The organism is Caulobacter sp. CCNWLW153 (assembly GCF_036889365.1).
In the GTDB taxonomy this organism is placed as follows: Bacteria; Pseudomonadota; Alphaproteobacteria; order Caulobacterales; family Caulobacteraceae; genus Caulobacter; species Caulobacter radicis.
The window spans coordinates 165,823-183,078 of the sequence record NZ_JBAKFV010000008.1; the positions used below are offsets into that span (position 1 = coordinate 165,823).

15 protein-coding genes are annotated in these 17,256 nt (G+C 68.3%); 8 read left to right on the forward strand and 7 right to left on the reverse strand.

Features of this window, described 5'->3' with window-relative positions:
* The first annotated feature begins 390 nt into the window (after positions 1-390).
* The 3 genes from V6S85_RS14325 to V6S85_RS14335 all read left to right on the forward strand — a co-directional run bounded on the left by V6S85_RS14325 (position 391) and on the right by V6S85_RS14335 (position 6,793).
* Positions 391-3,534, forward strand: coding sequence for a TonB-dependent receptor (locus V6S85_RS14325; protein WP_334349321.1), 3,144 nt, complete (start codon positions 391-393; stop codon positions 3,532-3,534).
* Between the two features lie 151 nt (positions 3,535-3,685).
* Positions 3,686-5,224, forward strand: coding sequence for a tryptophan halogenase family protein (locus tag V6S85_RS14330; protein WP_334349322.1), 1,539 nt, complete (start codon positions 3,686-3,688; stop codon positions 5,222-5,224).
* A gap of 39 nt (positions 5,225-5,263) precedes the next feature.
* Positions 5,264-6,793, forward strand: coding sequence for a tryptophan halogenase family protein (locus V6S85_RS14335; protein WP_334349323.1), 1,530 nt, complete (start codon positions 5,264-5,266; stop codon positions 6,791-6,793).
* Between the two features lie 145 nt (positions 6,794-6,938).
* On the opposite strand, the gene V6S85_RS14340 is transcribed toward V6S85_RS14335, so the two are convergent.
* The 4 genes from V6S85_RS14340 to groES form a co-directional block, all read right to left on the reverse strand.
* Entirely contained in the window at positions 6,939-7,622 is a 684-nt protein-coding gene (locus V6S85_RS14340) for a Fe2+-dependent dioxygenase (RefSeq protein ID WP_101718209.1), read from the reverse strand.
* A 244-nt stretch (positions 7,623-7,866) separates the two neighbouring features.
* The gene (locus tag V6S85_RS14345) at positions 7,867-8,178 is read right to left on the reverse strand and encodes a hypothetical protein (RefSeq protein ID WP_101715081.1); all 312 of its coding nucleotides are present in this window, start codon (positions 8,176-8,178) and stop codon (positions 7,867-7,869) included.
* Between the two features lie 89 nt (positions 8,179-8,267).
* Positions 8,268-9,911 (reverse strand): chaperonin GroEL, encoded by a 1,644-nt coding sequence (gene groL / locus V6S85_RS14350; RefSeq protein WP_334349324.1) that lies wholly within the window; start codon positions 9,909-9,911, stop codon positions 8,268-8,270.
* Positions 9,912-9,974: 63 nt separating this feature from the next.
* Entirely contained in the window at positions 9,975-10,265 is a 291-nt protein-coding gene (groES, locus tag V6S85_RS14355; RefSeq protein WP_058347663.1) for a co-chaperone GroES, read from the reverse strand.
* A gap of 217 nt (positions 10,266-10,482) precedes the next feature.
* On the opposite strand from groES, the gene V6S85_RS14360 reads away from it, so the two are divergent.
* From V6S85_RS14360 to V6S85_RS14370, 3 genes are all read left to right on the forward strand, one after another.
* Positions 10,483-10,866: a VOC family protein gene (locus tag V6S85_RS14360; protein WP_116569863.1), complete on the forward strand. Its 384-nt coding sequence runs from the start codon at positions 10,483-10,485 to the stop codon at positions 10,864-10,866.
* Between the two features lie 9 nt (positions 10,867-10,875).
* Positions 10,876-11,313 (forward strand): DUF4345 family protein, encoded by a 438-nt coding sequence (locus V6S85_RS14365; RefSeq protein ID WP_334349328.1) that lies wholly within the window; start codon positions 10,876-10,878, stop codon positions 11,311-11,313.
* A gap of 70 nt (positions 11,314-11,383) precedes the next feature.
* Positions 11,384-12,142, forward strand: coding sequence for a TlpA disulfide reductase family protein (locus V6S85_RS14370; RefSeq protein WP_334349329.1), 759 nt, complete (start codon positions 11,384-11,386; stop codon positions 12,140-12,142).
* Here the strand turns inward: V6S85_RS14370 and V6S85_RS14375 are convergent.
* Positions 12,110-12,637, reverse strand: coding sequence for a methylated-DNA--[protein]-cysteine S-methyltransferase (locus tag V6S85_RS14375; RefSeq protein ID WP_334349330.1), 528 nt, complete (start codon positions 12,635-12,637; stop codon positions 12,110-12,112). The genes V6S85_RS14370 and V6S85_RS14375 overlap by 33 nt on opposite strands.
* A gap of 301 nt (positions 12,638-12,938) precedes the next feature.
* Here V6S85_RS14375 and V6S85_RS14380 point away from each other — a divergent pair, with 301 nt between their 5' ends.
* Both V6S85_RS14380 and V6S85_RS14385 read left to right on the forward strand, forming a co-directional pair.
* On the forward strand, positions 12,939-13,961 hold the full coding sequence (locus V6S85_RS14380; protein WP_334349331.1) for a hypothetical protein: 1,023 nt from the start codon (positions 12,939-12,941) through the stop codon (positions 13,959-13,961).
* Between the two features lie 80 nt (positions 13,962-14,041).
* Positions 14,042-15,124, forward strand: a complete 1,083-nt coding sequence (locus tag V6S85_RS14385) for a S1C family serine protease (protein WP_334349332.1) — start codon at positions 14,042-14,044, stop codon at positions 15,122-15,124.
* Between the two features lie 9 nt (positions 15,125-15,133).
* On the opposite strand, the gene V6S85_RS14390 is transcribed toward V6S85_RS14385, so the two are convergent.
* A complete protein-coding gene (locus V6S85_RS14390) occupies positions 15,134-16,093 on the reverse strand; it encodes a TraB/GumN family protein (RefSeq protein WP_334349333.1) in 960 nt (319 codons plus the stop codon).
* A gap of 26 nt (positions 16,094-16,119) precedes the next feature.
* A complete protein-coding gene (locus V6S85_RS14395; RefSeq protein WP_334349334.1) occupies positions 16,120-17,118 on the reverse strand; it encodes a TraB/GumN family protein in 999 nt (332 codons plus the stop codon).
* Between the last annotated feature and the right edge of the window lie 138 nt (positions 17,119-17,256).

Sequence of the window (17,256 nt, forward strand, 5' to 3'; positions counted from 1 at the left end):
GTGGCTGCTAGCGCTGTCTTTCAAGGTCTGCGCGCAACGAGTCGATTGAAAATAACCAACAAAAACAATTAGAAAAACGTTGTTCTGTTTGGCTCGGCGGTGTGGCGTCCCTGCGTGGCGAAGCTTTGAAATCCGCTGATTTCCGAAAATGACAACGTTGACATTCCTGTTGACTTGCTGGGGACATTTGGGAATGTTGCCACCGTGACCGGCGTCTGAGGGCCGGATCGCAGCACCGTTCCGGCGCCGGGGGTCGCCGATAGGACAATCACCGGGCCACGACCGCCGAAGCAGGTTGGCGTGAAGGTCGAGGCCCGGCTCTGGACCCACCGCGGCGTCAAAAGGCGTCGCGGCCCGAACGCAAGAACAAGACATTGGGGAGCGATCGATTTGACCACACCACGTAGCAAGTCCGTCTGGACTCGCGGCCTGACCCTGGCCCTTCTGGCCGGCGCGTCGCAGGCCGTCATCACCACATCCGCCCTGGCGCAGACCGCCGGTTCGACCGAAGAGACCGCGGTCGAGGAGATCGTCGTCACCGGCGTGCGCGGCTCGCAGCTGAAGTCGGTCGACGTCAAGCGCCGCGAGGCCTCGATCGTCGACGCCATCTCGGCCGAGGACATCGGCAAGCTGCCCGACGTCACCATCGCCGACTCGCTGCAGCGCATCCCGGGCATCCAGATCCAGCGCAACGCGGGTGAAGGCGCCACCGTCAACATCCGGGGTCTGGCCCAGGTCATCACCCTGCTGAACGGCGAGCAGTATCTGAGCGCGGGCAACATGGGCTCGGCCCAGCCCAACCTGCTGGACGTGCCGTCGCAGCTGATGAACCAGGTGCTGGTCTACAAGTCGACCGACCCGAACAACGCCCTGTCGGGCATCTCGGGCACCATCGACCTGCGCACGCGCCGGCCGTTCCAGATGCAGGAAGGCTTCACCTTCGCCGGCGCCGCCGAAGCCCAGCGCGGCGAGCGCACCAAGGAAGACGACTACCTGGCCAACATCCTGGCCAGCTGGCGCAACGACCGCGTCGGCCTGCTGGTGTCGGCCGCGCAGAGCAAGTCGAACCTGGGCAACAACTTCTCGGGCGCCGTCGCGCTGTCGGGCAACAACGACTGGGGTGGCTCGAACCCGAACAACTTCCTGTCGCCGCACGGCTTCGAAAGCTTCAACCGCGTCGTCGAGCGCAAGCGCACCGGCGTGAACGTGTCGTTCGAGGCCGACCTGGGCGAGGGCTTCACCCTGATCGCCGAGGGCTTCTACGCCAAGCTCGACGAATACAACCGCGCCGCCGGCATCAACATCTCCAACCGCTGGGACGGCGGCGCCTTCGGCAACTGGACCCGTCCCACCGACTTCGAGCAGACCGGCGTCAGCGCGCCGCCGCCCGGCCCGGCCCCGATCGGTGGCAACGGCCGTCCGTGGCTGGCGGTCAGCGAGTACGACATCGACGCCTGGTGGGTGAACTCGTTCACCGTCAACCGCGTCACCAAGTCCGAGAGCAAGAACTACAATCTCGAACTGAAGTACGACAACGGCGGCAACTTCACCTCGGAAGTGCGGGCCATCCGCGCCAACGGCGACCGCCTGAGCATGAACGGCCAGGCCCAAGGCGACCTGTCCAACTGGCAGTACGCGGCTGACCGCTTCAACCTGTTCCGCAACGCCCAGGACCGCACCCGCGGCACCTTCTATCCGAAGGCCATCTGCGACCAGTATCCGGCCAGCCAGCGCAGCAACGCCGTCACCGGCTCGGCCGGCGGCTGCTACCTGAACCCGAACCCGCTGGGCTACGGCCAGAACCCGCAGCTGCACTACGACGTCAGCGGCAAGAGCCCGGTGTGGAGCGGCTTCGACACCCCGATCTCGGGCGGCCTGGGCGCGGGCAAGACCCTGCGCGACTACATGGCCAACAAGGACAGCTACGCGATCGGGGCCTTCTCGTCAGAAGGCAACAACGAAGTCGAGTCGGACATGAACGTGTTCCGCGCCGACGGTCACTACAAGTTCGACGAGAAGTTCCTGGGCTTCATCACCAAGGTCGACGCCGGCGTCCGCCAGAGCGACCGTTCGGTGAGCGTCGAGCAGTTCCACCTGTTCTCGGGCTTCTACGGCGGGGTTCCGGGCGCGGTGCAGGCCAATGGCGCGCCCGTGCCGGCCGGCGGCTGCATGGCCCAGTGGAAGGCCATCGACGTCGTCATGAACCAAAACCAGTGCCAGGCCGGCGAGTTCGTGCCCAATCCGATCACCGGCGTGCCGGAGTTCCAGGGCTACACGGTCAACCGCCCGACCAAGCTGACGACCTACAACAACGCCATCTGGGTCAACAATCTGGGCGGCGTCACCAAGGGCATGCCCGGCTTCTGGGCCATCGACCCGCATGACTTCGACGACGTGCTGGCCTTCCAGAAGAAGGTGTTCGGCGACGCCGTCCGGGTGCAGGTGCCCGGCCAGACCTACGACGTCGACCTGAAGGAACAGAGCGCCTACGGCGCCGGCGCCTTCGAGATCGGCCAACTGTCGGGCGACTTCGGCCTGCGCGTCATCCAGACGGAACTGCTGGTGAAGCAGAACCTGACCGGCGACGTGATGAACTACGGCGACACCAACGCCGACGCCGGCGACACGGTCACCCGCCGCAAGTACACGGACTGGCTGCCGTCGTTCAACGCCACCTACGACCTGACCGACAACATCAAGCTGCGCTTCGCCTATTCGAAGACGATGCAGCCGCTCGACCTGGGCAGCTACGGCGGCGGCCTGTCGATCTTCACCGCCGACTGCGGCGCCAGCATGCCGAACGTTCGTTGCGTGACCGGGGCCAGCGCCTCGGGCAACCCGAACCTCGACCCGTGGCGTTCGCAGAACTTCGACGGCGCGATCGAGTACTACTTTGGCCGTGCCTCGATGCTGAACATCTCGGCCTTCAAGCTGAAGATCGACAGCTTCGTCACCGGCGGCACCATCAAGGGCAGCTTCCCCGACCAGGACGGCGTGGTCCGCCGCGAGGTCGACGTGTCGCTGCCGCTGCAAGGCGACGGCGGCGAGGTCTCGGGCGTGGAACTGGGCGCGAAGATCGCCTTCACCGACATCATCCCGGACGTGCCGATCCTGAAGAACTTCGGCGTCGACACCAACTACACCTACTCGCCCAGCGAGGAGTCGCGCCTGGACCTGAAGGGCGACAAGCTGCCGTTCTTCGACAACTCCAAGCACCAGTTCAACCTGGTCGGCTGGTACCAGGACGACAAGCTGCAGGCGCGGGTGGCCTACAACTACCGTACCGATCGCCTGTCCGGCACCATGGGCGGCGGCGGCCAGCGGGTGATCCCGATCTACCAGGGCTCCACCGGCTACGTGGACGTCAACGTCAGCTACGACGTCCGCAAGGACGTGACGGTCTACTTCAACGGCTCGAACGTCACCGGCGAGATCGAGGACTACTACCTGCGTTTCGCCAAGGGCAAGGAACAGTACTCGTCGCAGAACGAGTTCGAGCCCCGCTACACGATCGGTCTCCGCGCCAAGTGGTGATCTGAAACCTTCCTCCCTGCGCCCGTCGTGGCGACCCTTCGGGGTCGTCACGGCGGCTCTTTTTGTTTGGGGAGGGCATTGCCGGGGAGCCTTTTCGGGCTTTCCACGCTCGCCTTCGGGCGTCAGTTTTCCGGTTCGGGGAGGACCGGCCATGAGCGAAGACGTTCGCAACGGGCGCATCCGCAGCATCGTCATCGTCGGCGGCGGCACCGCCGGCTGGATGGCGGCCGCGAGCCTGCGCCGCCACTTCGGCAAGGCGCCGATCGACATCACCCTGGTCGAGAGTTCCGAGATCGGCACGATCGGGGTGGGCGAGGCGACCATCCCCACCATCCGCAATTTCTACCAGTCGCTGGGCCTGGACGACCTGGAGGTGCTGCGCGCCACGCAGGGCACCTGCAAGTTGGGTATCCGCTTCAAGGACTGGATGGCCCCCGGCTCGGCCTTCATTCATCCGTTCAGCCTGTATGGCCAGGACCTGAACGGCGTTCCGTTCCAGCACTATTGGCTGAAGGCTCGCGGCGTCGCCGACGTCGGCGAGATGGGCGAATACTCGCTGGGCGCCAGCCTGGCGGCGGCGGGCAAGTTCACCGTGCCGGCCGCCAATCCGCCGTCCAGCCTGTCGGTGTTCGACTGGGCCCTGCACTTCGACGCCGCCCTGTTCGCCCAGCTGATGCGGCGGGTGGCCGAAGCCAACGGCGTCAGGCGCATCGACGCCAAGGTCGTGAAGGTCAACCTGCGGCCCGAGGACGGCTTCGTCGCCTCGCTGGACCTGCACACCGGGACGAGCATCGAAGGCGACCTCTTCATCGACTGCTCGGGCTTCCGCGGCCTGCTGATCGAGGAGGCCCTGCAGACCGGCTACGAGGACTGGTCGCGGTGGCTGTTCTGCGATCGGGCCCTGGCCGTGCAGAGCCAGGCTCCAGAGGGCGCTGAGCCGCCGCCCTATACCGACGTCACCGCCCACAGCGCCGGCTGGCGCTGGCGCATCCCGCTGCAGCACCGCTACGGCAACGGCTATGTCTATTCGAGCCGGCACATCGACGACGAGGCCGCGCGCGCCGAGCTGGTCGCCGCCGTGCCCGACCGGCTGTTGCACGAGCCGCGCCTGATCCGTTTCACGCCCGGCCGCCGCAAGCAGGTCTGGAACCGCAACGTCGTGGCGCTGGGCCTGGCGTCGGGCTTCCTCGAGCCGCTGGAGAGCACCTCGATCGCGCTGATCGAGACGGGCATCGAGAAGCTCAAGGCCCTGTTCCCCGACCGCGGCTTCGACCCGGCCGTGGTCGACGAGTTCAACGACTGGTCCCGCCGCGAGATGGAGCGGGTGCGCGACTTCGTGGTGCTGCACTACAAGGCCGCCCAGCGGGGCGACACGCCGTTCTGGCGCGCCACCCGCGACGCCGACATCCCAGAGACCCTGGCCCGCAAGGTCGAGCTGTTCCGCTCGCGCGGCCACATCGCCCGCTATCGCTGGGAGATGTTCCAGCCGCCCAGCTGGCTGGCGATATTCGCGGGCTTCGACATCCTGCCGGGCGGCTGGGACCCGGCGCTGGACGGGATCGACGGCGCGGCCCTGGCCGCCAGTCTCAACCAGATGCGAGCCGGCGTGGCCCGGGCGGTGGCGCAGGCCCCGACCCACGGAGACTTTCTGCGCCGCTATGTCGGCCAGGCGCCGGCGGCGGCCGAATAGACAAGAACGATAAAAGACAAAGCTTACGGGAGACGGCCGATGGCCAACAATCTGCGGAAGATCGTGATCGTGGGCGGCGGCTCGGCCGGCTGGATCACCGCGGCGATGCTCAGCCACTATCTCAAGGACAGCCCCTGCGAGATCGAGCTGATCGAGTCCGAGCAGATCGGCATCATCGGCGTGGGCGAAAGCACCATCCCGCCGTTCCTTCAACTGATCCGCGGTCTGGGGATCGACGAGAAGGAGTTCATGCAGGAGACGCAAGCCGCCTTCAAGCTGGCCATCCGGTTCGAGAACTGGCGCCAGAAGGACGAGGTCTACTACCATCCGTTCGGCCTGATCGGGGGGCTCGTCGACGTGCACGAGTTCTACCAGGTCTGGCTGCGCGGCAAGGCCGAGGGGCATCCGTCCAGCCTCCAGGACTTCGCCCCGGCCTCGGTGATGGCGGACCGCTGGAAATTCATGTCGCCGGCCATGGCGCCGCGCACCATGCTGGCCAACGCCAACTACGCCGTGCACATCGACGCGGCCCTGCTGGCCAAGTTCCTGCGCAAGTTCGCGGAGGCCCGGGGCGTCAAGCGCACCGAGGGAATCGTCAAGGACGTGGCCACCCGTCCCGACGGCTTCATCGAGAAGGTGATCCTGCAGGACGGCCGCGAGGCGTCCGGCGACCTCTTTATCGACTGCTCGGGCTTCCGCTCGCTGCTGAACGGCAAGACCCTGGGCACGGAGTTCCTCGACTGGTCGGACGTGCTGCTGAACGACCGGGCCATCGCGGTGCAGACCGCCAACATCCAGGACCCGCACCCCTACACCCTGGCCCAGGCCCAGGACGCCGGCTGGCGCTGGCGCATCCCGCTGCAGCACCGGGCCGGCAACGGCTATGTCTATTGCAGCCAGTATTGCAGCGACGACGAGGCCCTGGCCACGCTGATGAGCCAGGTCGAGGGCGAGGCGGTGCGCGATCCCTGGCTGGTGCCGTTCAAGACCGGCATGCGCAAGCAGCTGTTCAACAAGAACTGCGTGGCCATCGGCCTGGCCGGCGGCTTTATCGAGCCGCTGGAGTCGACGGCCCTGCACCTGATCTATCGCGGCGTCGACTACCTGCTGCGGTTCTTCCCCGACCGGGATTGCGACGCCACCCTGGCGGCCGAGTACAACAGGCGCATGCAGGTCGACTACGAGGAGATCCGCGACTTCATCGTGCTGCACTATTTCACGACCAAGCGCGACGACACGCCGTTCTGGCGCGCCTACCAGCAGGTGACGCCGCCCGAGAGCCTGCGCGAGCGGATCGAGCTGTTCAAGGCCAGCGGCGTGCTGCGCGACGGGGTCGACGACATGTTCCGCGCCCCCAGCTGGCAGTCGGTGATGGAGGGCATGGGCATCCGGCCCAAGCGCTACCAGCAGCTGGTCGACACCCTGCCGGCCGGGGTGGTGAAGGGCCTGCTCGACAAGTCGGCCCCGATGCTCAGCGAACTGGTGGGCACCCTGCCCAGCCACGGCGACTTCCTGCGCCAGCACTGCCCGGCGCCGATGCCCGAGGCTCTGCTGAAGCGGGCGGGGTAGAGTGCGAGGAACCTCCCCCTGTGGGGGAGGCGATCGCGTAGCGATCGGTGGGGGGCGTGGTTCCGCGGACGGCCGCGCGCGGCGGAAGCTGAAAACGCCCCCCCCTCCGGCGCTTTGCGCCACCTCCCCCACGGGGGGAGGGTCGCTACACCTCGGCCCACATCCGCAGCAGGTTGTGGTAGGTCCCGGTCAGCGACAGCACCGACGGGTCGGCCTGGCCGACTTGGCCGGCCAGTCGCTGGATAGAGACGTCCATGTCCAGCATCAGGGCCCGCTTGGCGTCGTCGCGCACCAGGCTCTGGATCCAGAAGAAGCTGGCGGTGCGGGTTCCGCGCGTGACCGGGGTCACGTGGTGCAGGCTGGAGGCCGGATAGAGGATCAGCGAACCGGCCGGCAGTTTCACGAGATGGCTGCCATAGGTGTCGTCGACCACCAGCTCGCCGCCGTCGTAGTCGTCGGGATCGCTCAGGAACAGGGTGGCCGAAAGGTCGGTGCGGATCTGGGCGCCCGTGGCGGGGTTTCGGCGGATCGAGTTGTCGACGTGATCGCCGAAGCCCATGCCCTCGCCATAGCGATTGAACAGCGGCGGCAGGATGGTGTGGGGCAGGGCGGCCGACACGAACAGCGGATTGGCCTGCAGGGCCTGGACGATGATCGCCCCGACCTCGCGGGCGGCCGGCCCGTCCTGCGGCAGCTGCTGGTTGTTCTTGGCCATGGCCGCCTGGAAGCCCGAGGTGGCGTTGCCGTCGACCCATGGCGCGGCGTCGATGACCGCCCGGCAGTGGGCGACTTCGTCGGGGCTCAGCACGTCGGGAATCTGCAGCATCATGGCGGGGCGGCCCTAAGTCGTCTTGTGCTCAGGCTTTAGGCCCTGAGGCGGCGCGCGGCAATGCGAACGCCTCGCAGAAGATTGCGTAAGGTGGGCAAGGACGGGCCTGCCTTTTCTTCTTCCGCAAAATCCCCGCGAAAGCGGGGACCTAGGCTTTTTCTGAAATGCGCGGTGCTCGACGATAAAACACCTGGGTCCCCGCTTTCGCGGGGATTTTACGGAGAGAGAAAAGCGCCCTGCGCCCCTAGAACAGCCACCGCCTTGGGTACTTGTCGCCCAGCGCCCGGGCCTCGCCGGTTTTCAGGCCGAGTTCGCGCATGCGGTAGGCCAGGATCTGGCGCATGGCGTCGACCGGCTCGCGGCCGTCGACGGGGCTGGAGGCGATGGTTCCGGCCTGCTGGGCCAGGTCCGTCGCCGCCCACTCGGCCAGGGCCCGGTCGGCCTTGCCGACGGCGAAGTAGTGCGGGACGGGCGTGCGCTCGCCGGGAACCTCGACCATCACGGCGATCACCCAGCCCTGGGGGATCATGTCGGCGTCGGGGCGTTGGCGGAACATGGGCCCGATGTAGCGGTGAAGCGCGCAAAGAAAAAGGGCGGAGCCTGGCGGCCCCGCCCTTCTCTTGTTGGTTCAGGTAACCGGATTTCTTAGAAATCCATGTCGCCCATGCCGCCCGGCATGCCGCCCGGAGCAGCGGCGCCGCCGCCCTTCTTGGGGGCTTCGACGATCGCGGCTTCCGTGGTGATCAGCAGGCCAGCCACCGAAGCGGCGTTCTGCAGAGCGGTGCGGACGACCTTGGCCGGGTCGATGACGCCGTCGACGACCAGGTCGACATACTGTTCGCTCTGGGCGTTGAAGCCGAACGAGCTGCTGTCGTTTTCCAGGATCTTGCCGACCACGATCGAGCCTTCGACGCCGGCGTTCTCGGCGATCTGACGGATCGGAGCCTGCAGGGCGCGACGGACGATGGCGATACCGGCGGTCTGGTCGTCGTTTTCGCCGACCACGCCGGCCAGGGCCTTGGAGGCCTTCAGCAGGGCGGTGCCGCCACCCGGGACGATGCCTTCGTCGGCGGCCGCGCGGGTCGCGTTCAGGGCGTCGTCAACGCGGTCCTTCTTTTCCTTCACTTCGACTTCGGTCGAGCCGCCGACGCGGATGACCGCGACGCCGCCGGCCAGCTTGGCCAGACGCTCTTGCAGCTTTTCCTTGTCGTAGTCCGACGTGGTGTCTTCGATCTGGCGCTTGATCTGCGAGATGCGGGCTTCGATCGATTCCTTCTCACCGACGCCGTCCACGATGGTGGTGTCGTCCTTGGTGATCTGGATCTTCTTGGCGCGGCCCAGCATGTCGAGCGAGACGTTCTCGAGCTTGATGCCGAGGTCTTCGCTGACGACTTGAGCGCCGGTCAGGATGGCGATGTCTTCCAGCATGGCCTTGCGGCGGTCGCCGAAGCCCGGAGCCTTGACGGCGGCGACGCGCAGGCCGCCACGCAGCTTGTTGACGACCAGCGTGGCCAGGGCCTCGCCTTCGACGTCTTCAGCGATGATGACCAGCGGGCGGCCCGACTGGACGACGGCTTCCAGCACCGGCAGCAGCGGCTGCAGCGACGAGAGCTTCTTTTCGAACAGGAGGATGAGCGGCTCTTCGAGCTGAACTTCCATCTTGTCGGCGTTGGTGATGAAGTACGGCGACAGGTAGCCGCGGTCGAACTGCATGCCTTCGACGACGTCGAGTTCGGTTTCGGCGGTCTTGGCTTCTTCGACGGTGATGACGCCTTCGTTGCCGACCTTGTCCATCGCCTTGGCGATCATCTCGCCGACTTCCTTGTCGCCGTTGGCCGAGATGGTGCCGACCTGAGCGATTTCAGCGTTGGTCGTGACCTTCTTCGACGAGGTCTTGATGTCCTCGACGGCGATCAGGACGGCCTTGTCGATGCCGCGCTTCAGGTCCATCGGGTTCATGCCGGCGGCGACCGACTTGAGGCCTTCCTGGACGATGGCTTGAGCCAGGACGGTGGCGGTGGTGGTGCCGTCGCCAGCCTTGTCGTTGGTCTTCGAAGCCACTTCGCGGATCATCTGTGCGCCGAGGTTCTCGAACTTGTCGGACAGTTCGATTTCCTTGGCGACCGAGACGCCGTCCTTGGTGGTGCGCGGGGCGCCGAACGACTTTTCGATGACGACGTTGCGGCCCTTCGGACCGAGGGTCACCTTCACGGCGTTGGCGAGCACGTTGACGCCGCGCAGCATCTTGTCGCGCGCGTCAGAGCCGAAATAAACGTCTTTAGCGGCCATGTTGGGCGCCTTTCTAATCTAGGAATTTCGTGGAGAGGAAAGTGTCCGGAGACGGGAAGCCGATTAGGCTTCGACCACGCCCAGGACGTCGCTTTCCTTCATGATCAGGAGGTCCTGACCGTCGACCTTCACTTCGGTGCCCGACCACTTGCCGAACAGGATGCGATCGCCGGCCTTCAGGTCGAGAGCGACGATGTCGCCCTTGTCGTTGCGGGCGCCGGGGCCCACGGCGACGACTTCACCTTCCTGGGGCTTTTCCTTGGCGGTGTCGGGGATGATGATCCCGCCCTTGGTCTTGGTTTCTTCTTCGACGCGCTTCACGAGGACGCGGTCGCCCAGGGGACGAAACTTCATGTGTCTTCTCCGTCGGAACGGTTTCTGTAAAAGGCTTTCGTAGGCCGAGGGAGCGTCGCTGTTAGCAGTCGCTCCCATCGAGTGCCAACGCCGGTCACGAGTTAGGCGCCGCCCCCTGGGGAGTCAAGGACGGCGGCCGCGAAGTTTTTGCGATCACGGTGAATTGGCACGGTGAATTGGCAAGGTGAACGGCGGGCGGGAAAGGGAGGAGTTCTCGATGTTCGACCACATGGGGTTCGACGTCGCCGATTTCGAGCGATCGGCGGCTTTTTACGACGCGGCCCTGGCGCCGCTGGGCGTTTCGCGCCTGTACGCCGTGCCCAAGGAATATACCGGCGGGATCGATGTCGTGGGTTACGGCGCCCAGCGGCCGCAGTTCTGGATCTCGGGCGGGGGCGGCACCAGCGGCAAGCTGCACGTATGCTTCGCGGCCGGCAGCCGGGCGCAGGTCGACGCGTTCTACGCGGCGGCGATGGCGGCCGGCGGTCGCGACAACGGCCCGCCCGGACTTCGCCCTCATTACCACGAACACTACTATGGCGCCTTCGTGCTGGACCCGGACGGGTTCAACGTCGAGGCCGTCTGCCACGCCCCCGCCTAGGAGTTCCGAATGTCGAGCTACGCCCTGTCGCTGGTCCTGGCCGTGATCGCCTGCGTCATCGGCGGCGTGCTGGGCGGGCTGGTGCTGGCGCGGCCGGACTCGATGCTGGGCCTGGCGGGCCTGAAGAGCGAGCAGGAAGGCGGGCGCAACGCCGCCCTGACCGAAGGGCGCGCGTTCGGCGGCCTGCTGATCGCCTCGCACGGGGCGGCGGCCCTGTTCCTGGGCTGGCAGTCCAGCGCCGGCGCGGCCATGGCCCTGGTGCTGGCCGTCGCCTGGTTCGGCGCTGCCTTCGGGCGGCTGGTCTCGATGATGCTGCAGAAGGCCGGCGGGCGCTTCAACTACGGCAGCGTCGTGCTCGACATCCTGATGGGGATCACCCTGGCCCTGCCGTTCTTCAACGAAGGCAGCCTGCCGCTGCACCGCATCGGCGGCAGCATGCTGGTCTGAAGCTTCGCCGCAAAAGCGCCGCCGTTCCACTTGAGATTGCGTTGCGGGGTTTCCAGCAACGGAGAGCGGGATGGCGACGTGGACGAGGCGCGGGGCGATGGCCGGCGCGGCGGCGATGACGGGTCTGGCGGCGGGAGCGGCCGGCGCGCAGACGAGGGTTCCGGTTCTGGGCGAGCCGGCCAAGGTGCTCGACACGCCGGCCCTGCGCGGCAACCGCATGGCGAGAGCGTTCCGCGAGCCGCCGGCGGGGCTGACGGTCCCGGTGGTGAACGTCGAGCGTCGCGAGGGCGTCGCGCCGCTGAAGCTGCAACCGGGCCTGACCCTGATTTCGCTGTGGGCGCCGTGGTGCGCGCCCTGCCTGCATGAACTGGGCGATCTGGCCAAGCTGCAGGAGAAGTTCGGCGGCAAGAGCTTCCGCATCCTGCCGATCCTGACCTCGCCCCGCGAGCCGATCACGGCCGCCGAGGCGGGCTATCTGCTCAAGAAGCACAAGGCCGGCGTCTTCGCGCCGGTGATCGATCGCGGCGCCGACTCCAAGGGGCTGTTCCAGGCGCTGAGCGTGCGGGAGACGCCCAACGGTCCGGCCCGTCCGGGCCTGCCGTGCAATCTGCTGGTCTCGGCCGACGGGGCCGTGCTGGCTCGCCAGTTCGGCGCGCCGATGGCCGGCATGGTCAACGGCACGGGCGAGGGCGGCAAGGTCACGCCCGCCGACATCGCCAAGATCGGCACCCTGTGGGCTACGTTCGACGGCGAGGCGCTGATGAACGCCCTGGCCCGCGGCGAGATCGCCGGAGGCTCAGCCGCGCGGCCGCGCCCCCTCGTGAGCTAGCAGCCAGGCCTTGCGCTCGACTCCCCCGCCGTAGCCGGTGAAGGCGCCGTCCGCTCCGACCAGGCGGTGGCACGGCACGACGATGCTGAGCGGGTTTGCGCCGTTGGCCGCCCCGACGGCGCGCACCGCCGCCGGCTTGCCGATGCGCGCGGCCAGCGCGGCGTAGGTCAGGGTGGTTCCCGGCGCGACCTCGCCCAGGGCGCGCCACACCGCTTGTTGAAAGGCCGTGCCGCCGGTCGTCCAGGCGATCGTCGCGAGTGCGGCGAGGTCGCCCGCGAAATAGGCCGCCAGGGCCGCGCGGGTCGCCGCCGGCGCGGCGCCGGCCTCCAGCGTCGTCTCGCCGTAGTGCAGCCGCAGCAGGCGCAGCATCCGCGGCTCGTAGTCGTGGAAGTCCACCGCCCGCAGCCGGCCCTCGGCGTCGCTGGCCAGCAGCAGCTCGCCGATCGGGCTGGGCGCGCGGTCGAGGATCAGGCAGGCAGGGGCGAGAGTCGGCATGGTGACACTATGCGTTGGGCGTCTTTCGCTGTCCGCCCGTTTCTTGCGGGCGTGGCGGTTATTGTCCAGTTCGCCTCTTGGGTGTGTGCAGGGCGTCTTCGCAAGAGTTGTGATGTCGACATATCATCGGGAAGATTTGTCGTGTCTCAGACTTAAGTGAGCTTCGCTATTCAAGGTGCGACATTTTGCGCGCGAAAACTGATCGAATACACGAAAGTTAATGGCCGATTCGCCATAGCGATTATGATCTCGGCAACCGCGTTCGCCGCCCAATACGCCCGCAGTCGGGAGGCTTTCGGGCATGGCGTGGAACAAGCATTGGATGGTGGCGGGCGCGGCGATGGCCGTCCTGGCCATGGGCGGACTGGCGAGCGCTCGCCAGGAGCGTGAAGCGCCGGGCGTCAGCCTGGCGCAGGAGGTCGTGGCCGCGGCCAGCGCCTTCGAGACCTATACGCGGGGCGCGGGATCGATCTCGCCGGCCGTGTTCACCAATGGCGAGGGCGTGGCCCGGGCCCTTGTCGCCGGTTCGGCCTACAAGGCCGAGCAACTGGAGACCGGCATGATCGCCTACGGCGCCATCGCGGCGCTGCAGGAGCCGGCCTTCATCGACGGCGTGCGTGACGCGGCCCGCCAGACCTCGCGCGAGGCGCTGGTCGAGCGCCTGCTGGCCTCGCCCGACAGCGTGGTCGAGATCGAGGGCGTGGGTCTTGCCGCCGCCCGGGCGCAGATGGCCCTGCAAGGGCGCGGCGCGCCGCTGGCCGTGGCCGGCAGGGCGGTCAAGCAATCGGCCTACGACATCCAGCACCAGACCTGGTCGAAGGGCGCGGTGGCCGACACCGCCGGGCGCCTGGCGCGGGTCAAGCAGCTGTCGGCGACGGCGTTCGCGCCGGGCCAGGAAGACGCCGGGCGCCTGATCCTGGCCGCGACCGGCGGCGCCGGCGGCTTCGCCGAGGGCGGCCGGGTGTTCACGCCGGTGACGGTGCGGTCGGCGGCCTTGGCGGCCCTGGCCGTGCTGGACGCGGCGGGCGACGCCGACGTGGCCCGCCTGGCGCCGGTGCTGAGCGAGAAGAAGGCCAGCTTCTGCATGAAGATCGCCAAGCTGAACCTCTATCAGTGCCTGGCCGTGGCCGGTCCGCACTACGAGGACGTCTTCTGCCTGGGCCAGCACGCGATGATCGACACCGCCCAGTGCGTCAACGACGCGGCGGGCGCAGGCCTGGCCTCGCCGGCGATCGCGCCGCCCTCGCCGCCGCCGCGGCCTGCGGGCTTCGTGATCCCGGTGGCCAGCGTCGCGCCGTCGGCTATTGCTCAAGCCCCGCGCTGAGCCGGGCTTGATCGGCGCGCGTCGCCGTCGTTAACCTTCTCCCCCGGCGGTCGCCGCCGGTTGCCGTCGGGGGGCGGGGGATGAAGGCGCGCAAGTACGAGCTGTTCGCGAGGGCCCGGCGCCCGCGTCCGATGCGGGCGCGCGAGATCCTGGCCTGGCCGGCCGAGGCCCAGTTCGTGTTCGACGCAGGAAGCGGCCCGCCGCCCGCGCCGCCCCGCGTCGACGAGGGCGACCTGCTGGACGCCTATTCCAACGCCGTGGTGCGCGCCGTCGAGACGGTGGGGCCCAGCGTCCTGCGCATCCACCCTATGCTGGACGACGCCAATGTTCAGGGCGTCGGCTCGGGCTTCGTCGTGGCCGAGGGCGGGATCGTCCTGACCAACAGCCATGTGGTGCAGGGCGCGCGCCGCTTCGTCGCGGTCACCGCCGAGGGGCGCAGCCTGACGGCCCGCTGCGTGGGCGATGATCCCGACACCGATCTGGCCTTGCTGAAGATCGACCAGGCCGTCGACCTGCCCGTCGTGCGGCTGGGAAACTCCAAGGCCCTGCGGCGCGGGCAGCTGGTCATCGCCATCGGCGCGCCGCTGGGCTTCGAGGCCACGGTGACCACCGGCGTGGTCTCGGCGCTCGGCCGGTCCCTCCGTGGTGAGCGCGGCCGGCTGATCGAGGACCTGATCCAGACCGACGCAGCCCTCAATCCCGGCAACAGCGGCGGGCCGCTGGTGGCCTCCAACGGCGAGGTGGTGGGCGTGGCCACCGCCGTCATCGCCGGCTATCCGGGCCTGTGCTTCGCCGTGGCCGCCAACACCGCCCGCTTCGTGATCGGCGAGCTTCTGGCCCACGGCCAGGTGCGGCGGGCATCGATCGGGGTCGTCGCCCAGCAGGCGCCGCTGCCGCCGCTGCTGGCCCGCTCGACCGGCGTCACCCAGGGTTACGCGGTGTTCGTCGCCCAGGTCGATCCCGGCGGGCCCGCCGCCAGGGCCGGGGTGCGGGCCGGCGACCTGCTGGTCAGGGCCGGCGAGCGGCCATTGACCGGCCTCGACGACCTGCTGCGGGCGCTCGACCATGCCGGCATCGACGTGGCCACGCCCTTCACCCTGATCCGCGAAGGCCGGCTGATGACGGCGACGATCACGCCACGCCTGAGGCGCAAGGGCGGCTAGAGGCGGCGGTCAGTTGGCGCTGTCGGGCGTGGTCACCTTGAAGCCGCGCTCGCGCAGTTTCTGCAGCACCCCGTCCTCGGCCACCAGGCCGCGCAGCGAGAACACCGCCACCGCCTTGCCGGGGGTCTTCATGGCCACGGTCACCGCCTCGACCTGGGCGGCCGACATCCGCCGGAACTCCTCGGGCATGCCGGGCAGGGCCATGACGCAGCGCTGGCCCTGGCGCGGGGCGTGGACGGCGGCGCGGACTTCGCCGTTCGCCCAGGCGCGCGCGGCCTGGCGCACCGGTTCGGGTCCGGCCTCGACCTCGTCGAGCACGCCCTCCAGGCAGATGAGGCCGGCTTCCTCGGAATGCTGCTTCACCAGTGTCTTGATCATCGGCATGGCCTTGTAGACGGCGGCCGGACGCGCCTTGACCTTGTGCTTGCGGGCCAGCTTCTCGATCGTCCGCTCGGGTTCGTCGCCAGTCAGGCGGGCGCCCTTCTGGGCGTTCCCCGCCAGCAGCAGGCCCGCGCCCAGCGGCTTCCAGTCCTTCCAGCCGTCGCCCTTCTGGCCCGTCGCCGCCCAGGCCCTGGCCAGGCGCGGCGCGAGGTCGGGCGCGACCTGGTCGAGAGGCCGCTCGGCCTTGAGCTTGCTGCGCATCGACAGCAGAGCGGGCAGGTCGGTGATCCCGGCCCGGGCGACGGGCGGGGTGATCAGGGCGAAGGCGCCGTCCAGCCGCCGGTCCAGCACCGAGGTGTCCCAGGCCATGCCCTTGGGCATCGCGCCGGGAACGCCCAGGATGTAGACCGTGGTGTCGCTGTCGCTGACCTTCCACCAGGCCGGTCCGGGCAGCTTGGCGTTGACCACCAGCGCCTCGACCACGTTGGCCTCGGGATCGTCGATGGCCGCAGGCGCGGTCTGGGCATGGGCTATCGGAGCGGCGGCCAGAACCGTCAGCGCGGCCATGGCCGCCAGGTGTCTACGCAAGATGTCTTCCCCCTGGCGACGTGGCGTCATTCGTCGGGCGTCGTGACTTTGAAACCCTTGGCCCGCAACTGGTCGAGGACGCCGTCCTGCGCCAGCAGCGAACGCAGTTCGATAACGGCGACGGATTTTCCCGGCTTTTTCAGGGCGACTTCGATCGCTTTGACCGCATCGTCGCGGCCCTCGCGCAGCTCGCGGGCGATGGAGGGCGTGGAGTCCAGGCAGCGCTGGAAGCCGCGATCGGCCGCGACCACGTCGCGCACCTGGCCTTCCGACCAGCGCCTGGCGGTGTCCTTGATCCCGCCCTGGCCGCTTTCGGCCTGGCGCAGGCCCGCGTCGAGGCAGAGCTGCTGCAGCGGCTGAGGCGCGCTCGCCAGCGCCTTGATGGCGTCGGCCAGGCTGTAGCCGGGCAGGTTCTGGATGCGGGGGCGCTTGGCCAGGTCGCGGCTCCTGGCGATGTCGCGGATGCGGTCGGTGACGCCGCCCACGCTGATCGACACGTTGCCGTCCTGGCTGTTGGCGACCATGAAGCCGGCGAAGGCGGGTTTGGTGTCGTCCATGGAGTCCGGCTTCTGCTTCATGACCTTCAGCCGGGCCTCCAGCCGTTCGCGCAGCTCGGGCGACAGGGTCTGGCGCATCGGCTGTTCGGACACGAACAGCTTGCGGCCGCCCACCGCCAGGGCGATCAGCCGGACGACGCTGACGTCGGCTTCCTGGCCCATGATCAGCACGTTGGCCCCGTCGAGCCGGCGGCGCAGCACCGACTCCTCGGCCCTGGTGTCGGTGGGAACCATGGCTGGCGCGCCCAGCACGTAGACGGTGGTGTCCTCGTCGCTGACCTTCCACCAGGCCGGACCGGGAAGGCGGGCGTTGACCACCAGTTCCTCGACCAGGTTCTCGTTGGGGTCGACGCGCTGCAGGTCGATCGGCCCGGAGGCGTCGACCGCCTGCTGGGCGAGAGCGGGGCCGGCGCAGAGGGCAAGGAGAAAACCCGCGACGGCGGGAGCTGCGGCTGTGCGGCGGATCACTATCTCTCGTCCTCGGCGGGTCTGGAATCGTTCTAGGATGACGGGCCGCCGCAAGCTGAACCGTTCTCAACCGGGGCGGTCAAATTAAGTCGCCGCAATGCAGGGCTCGCCCGCGCTGCCCGGCTGCGCTGAAAGTCC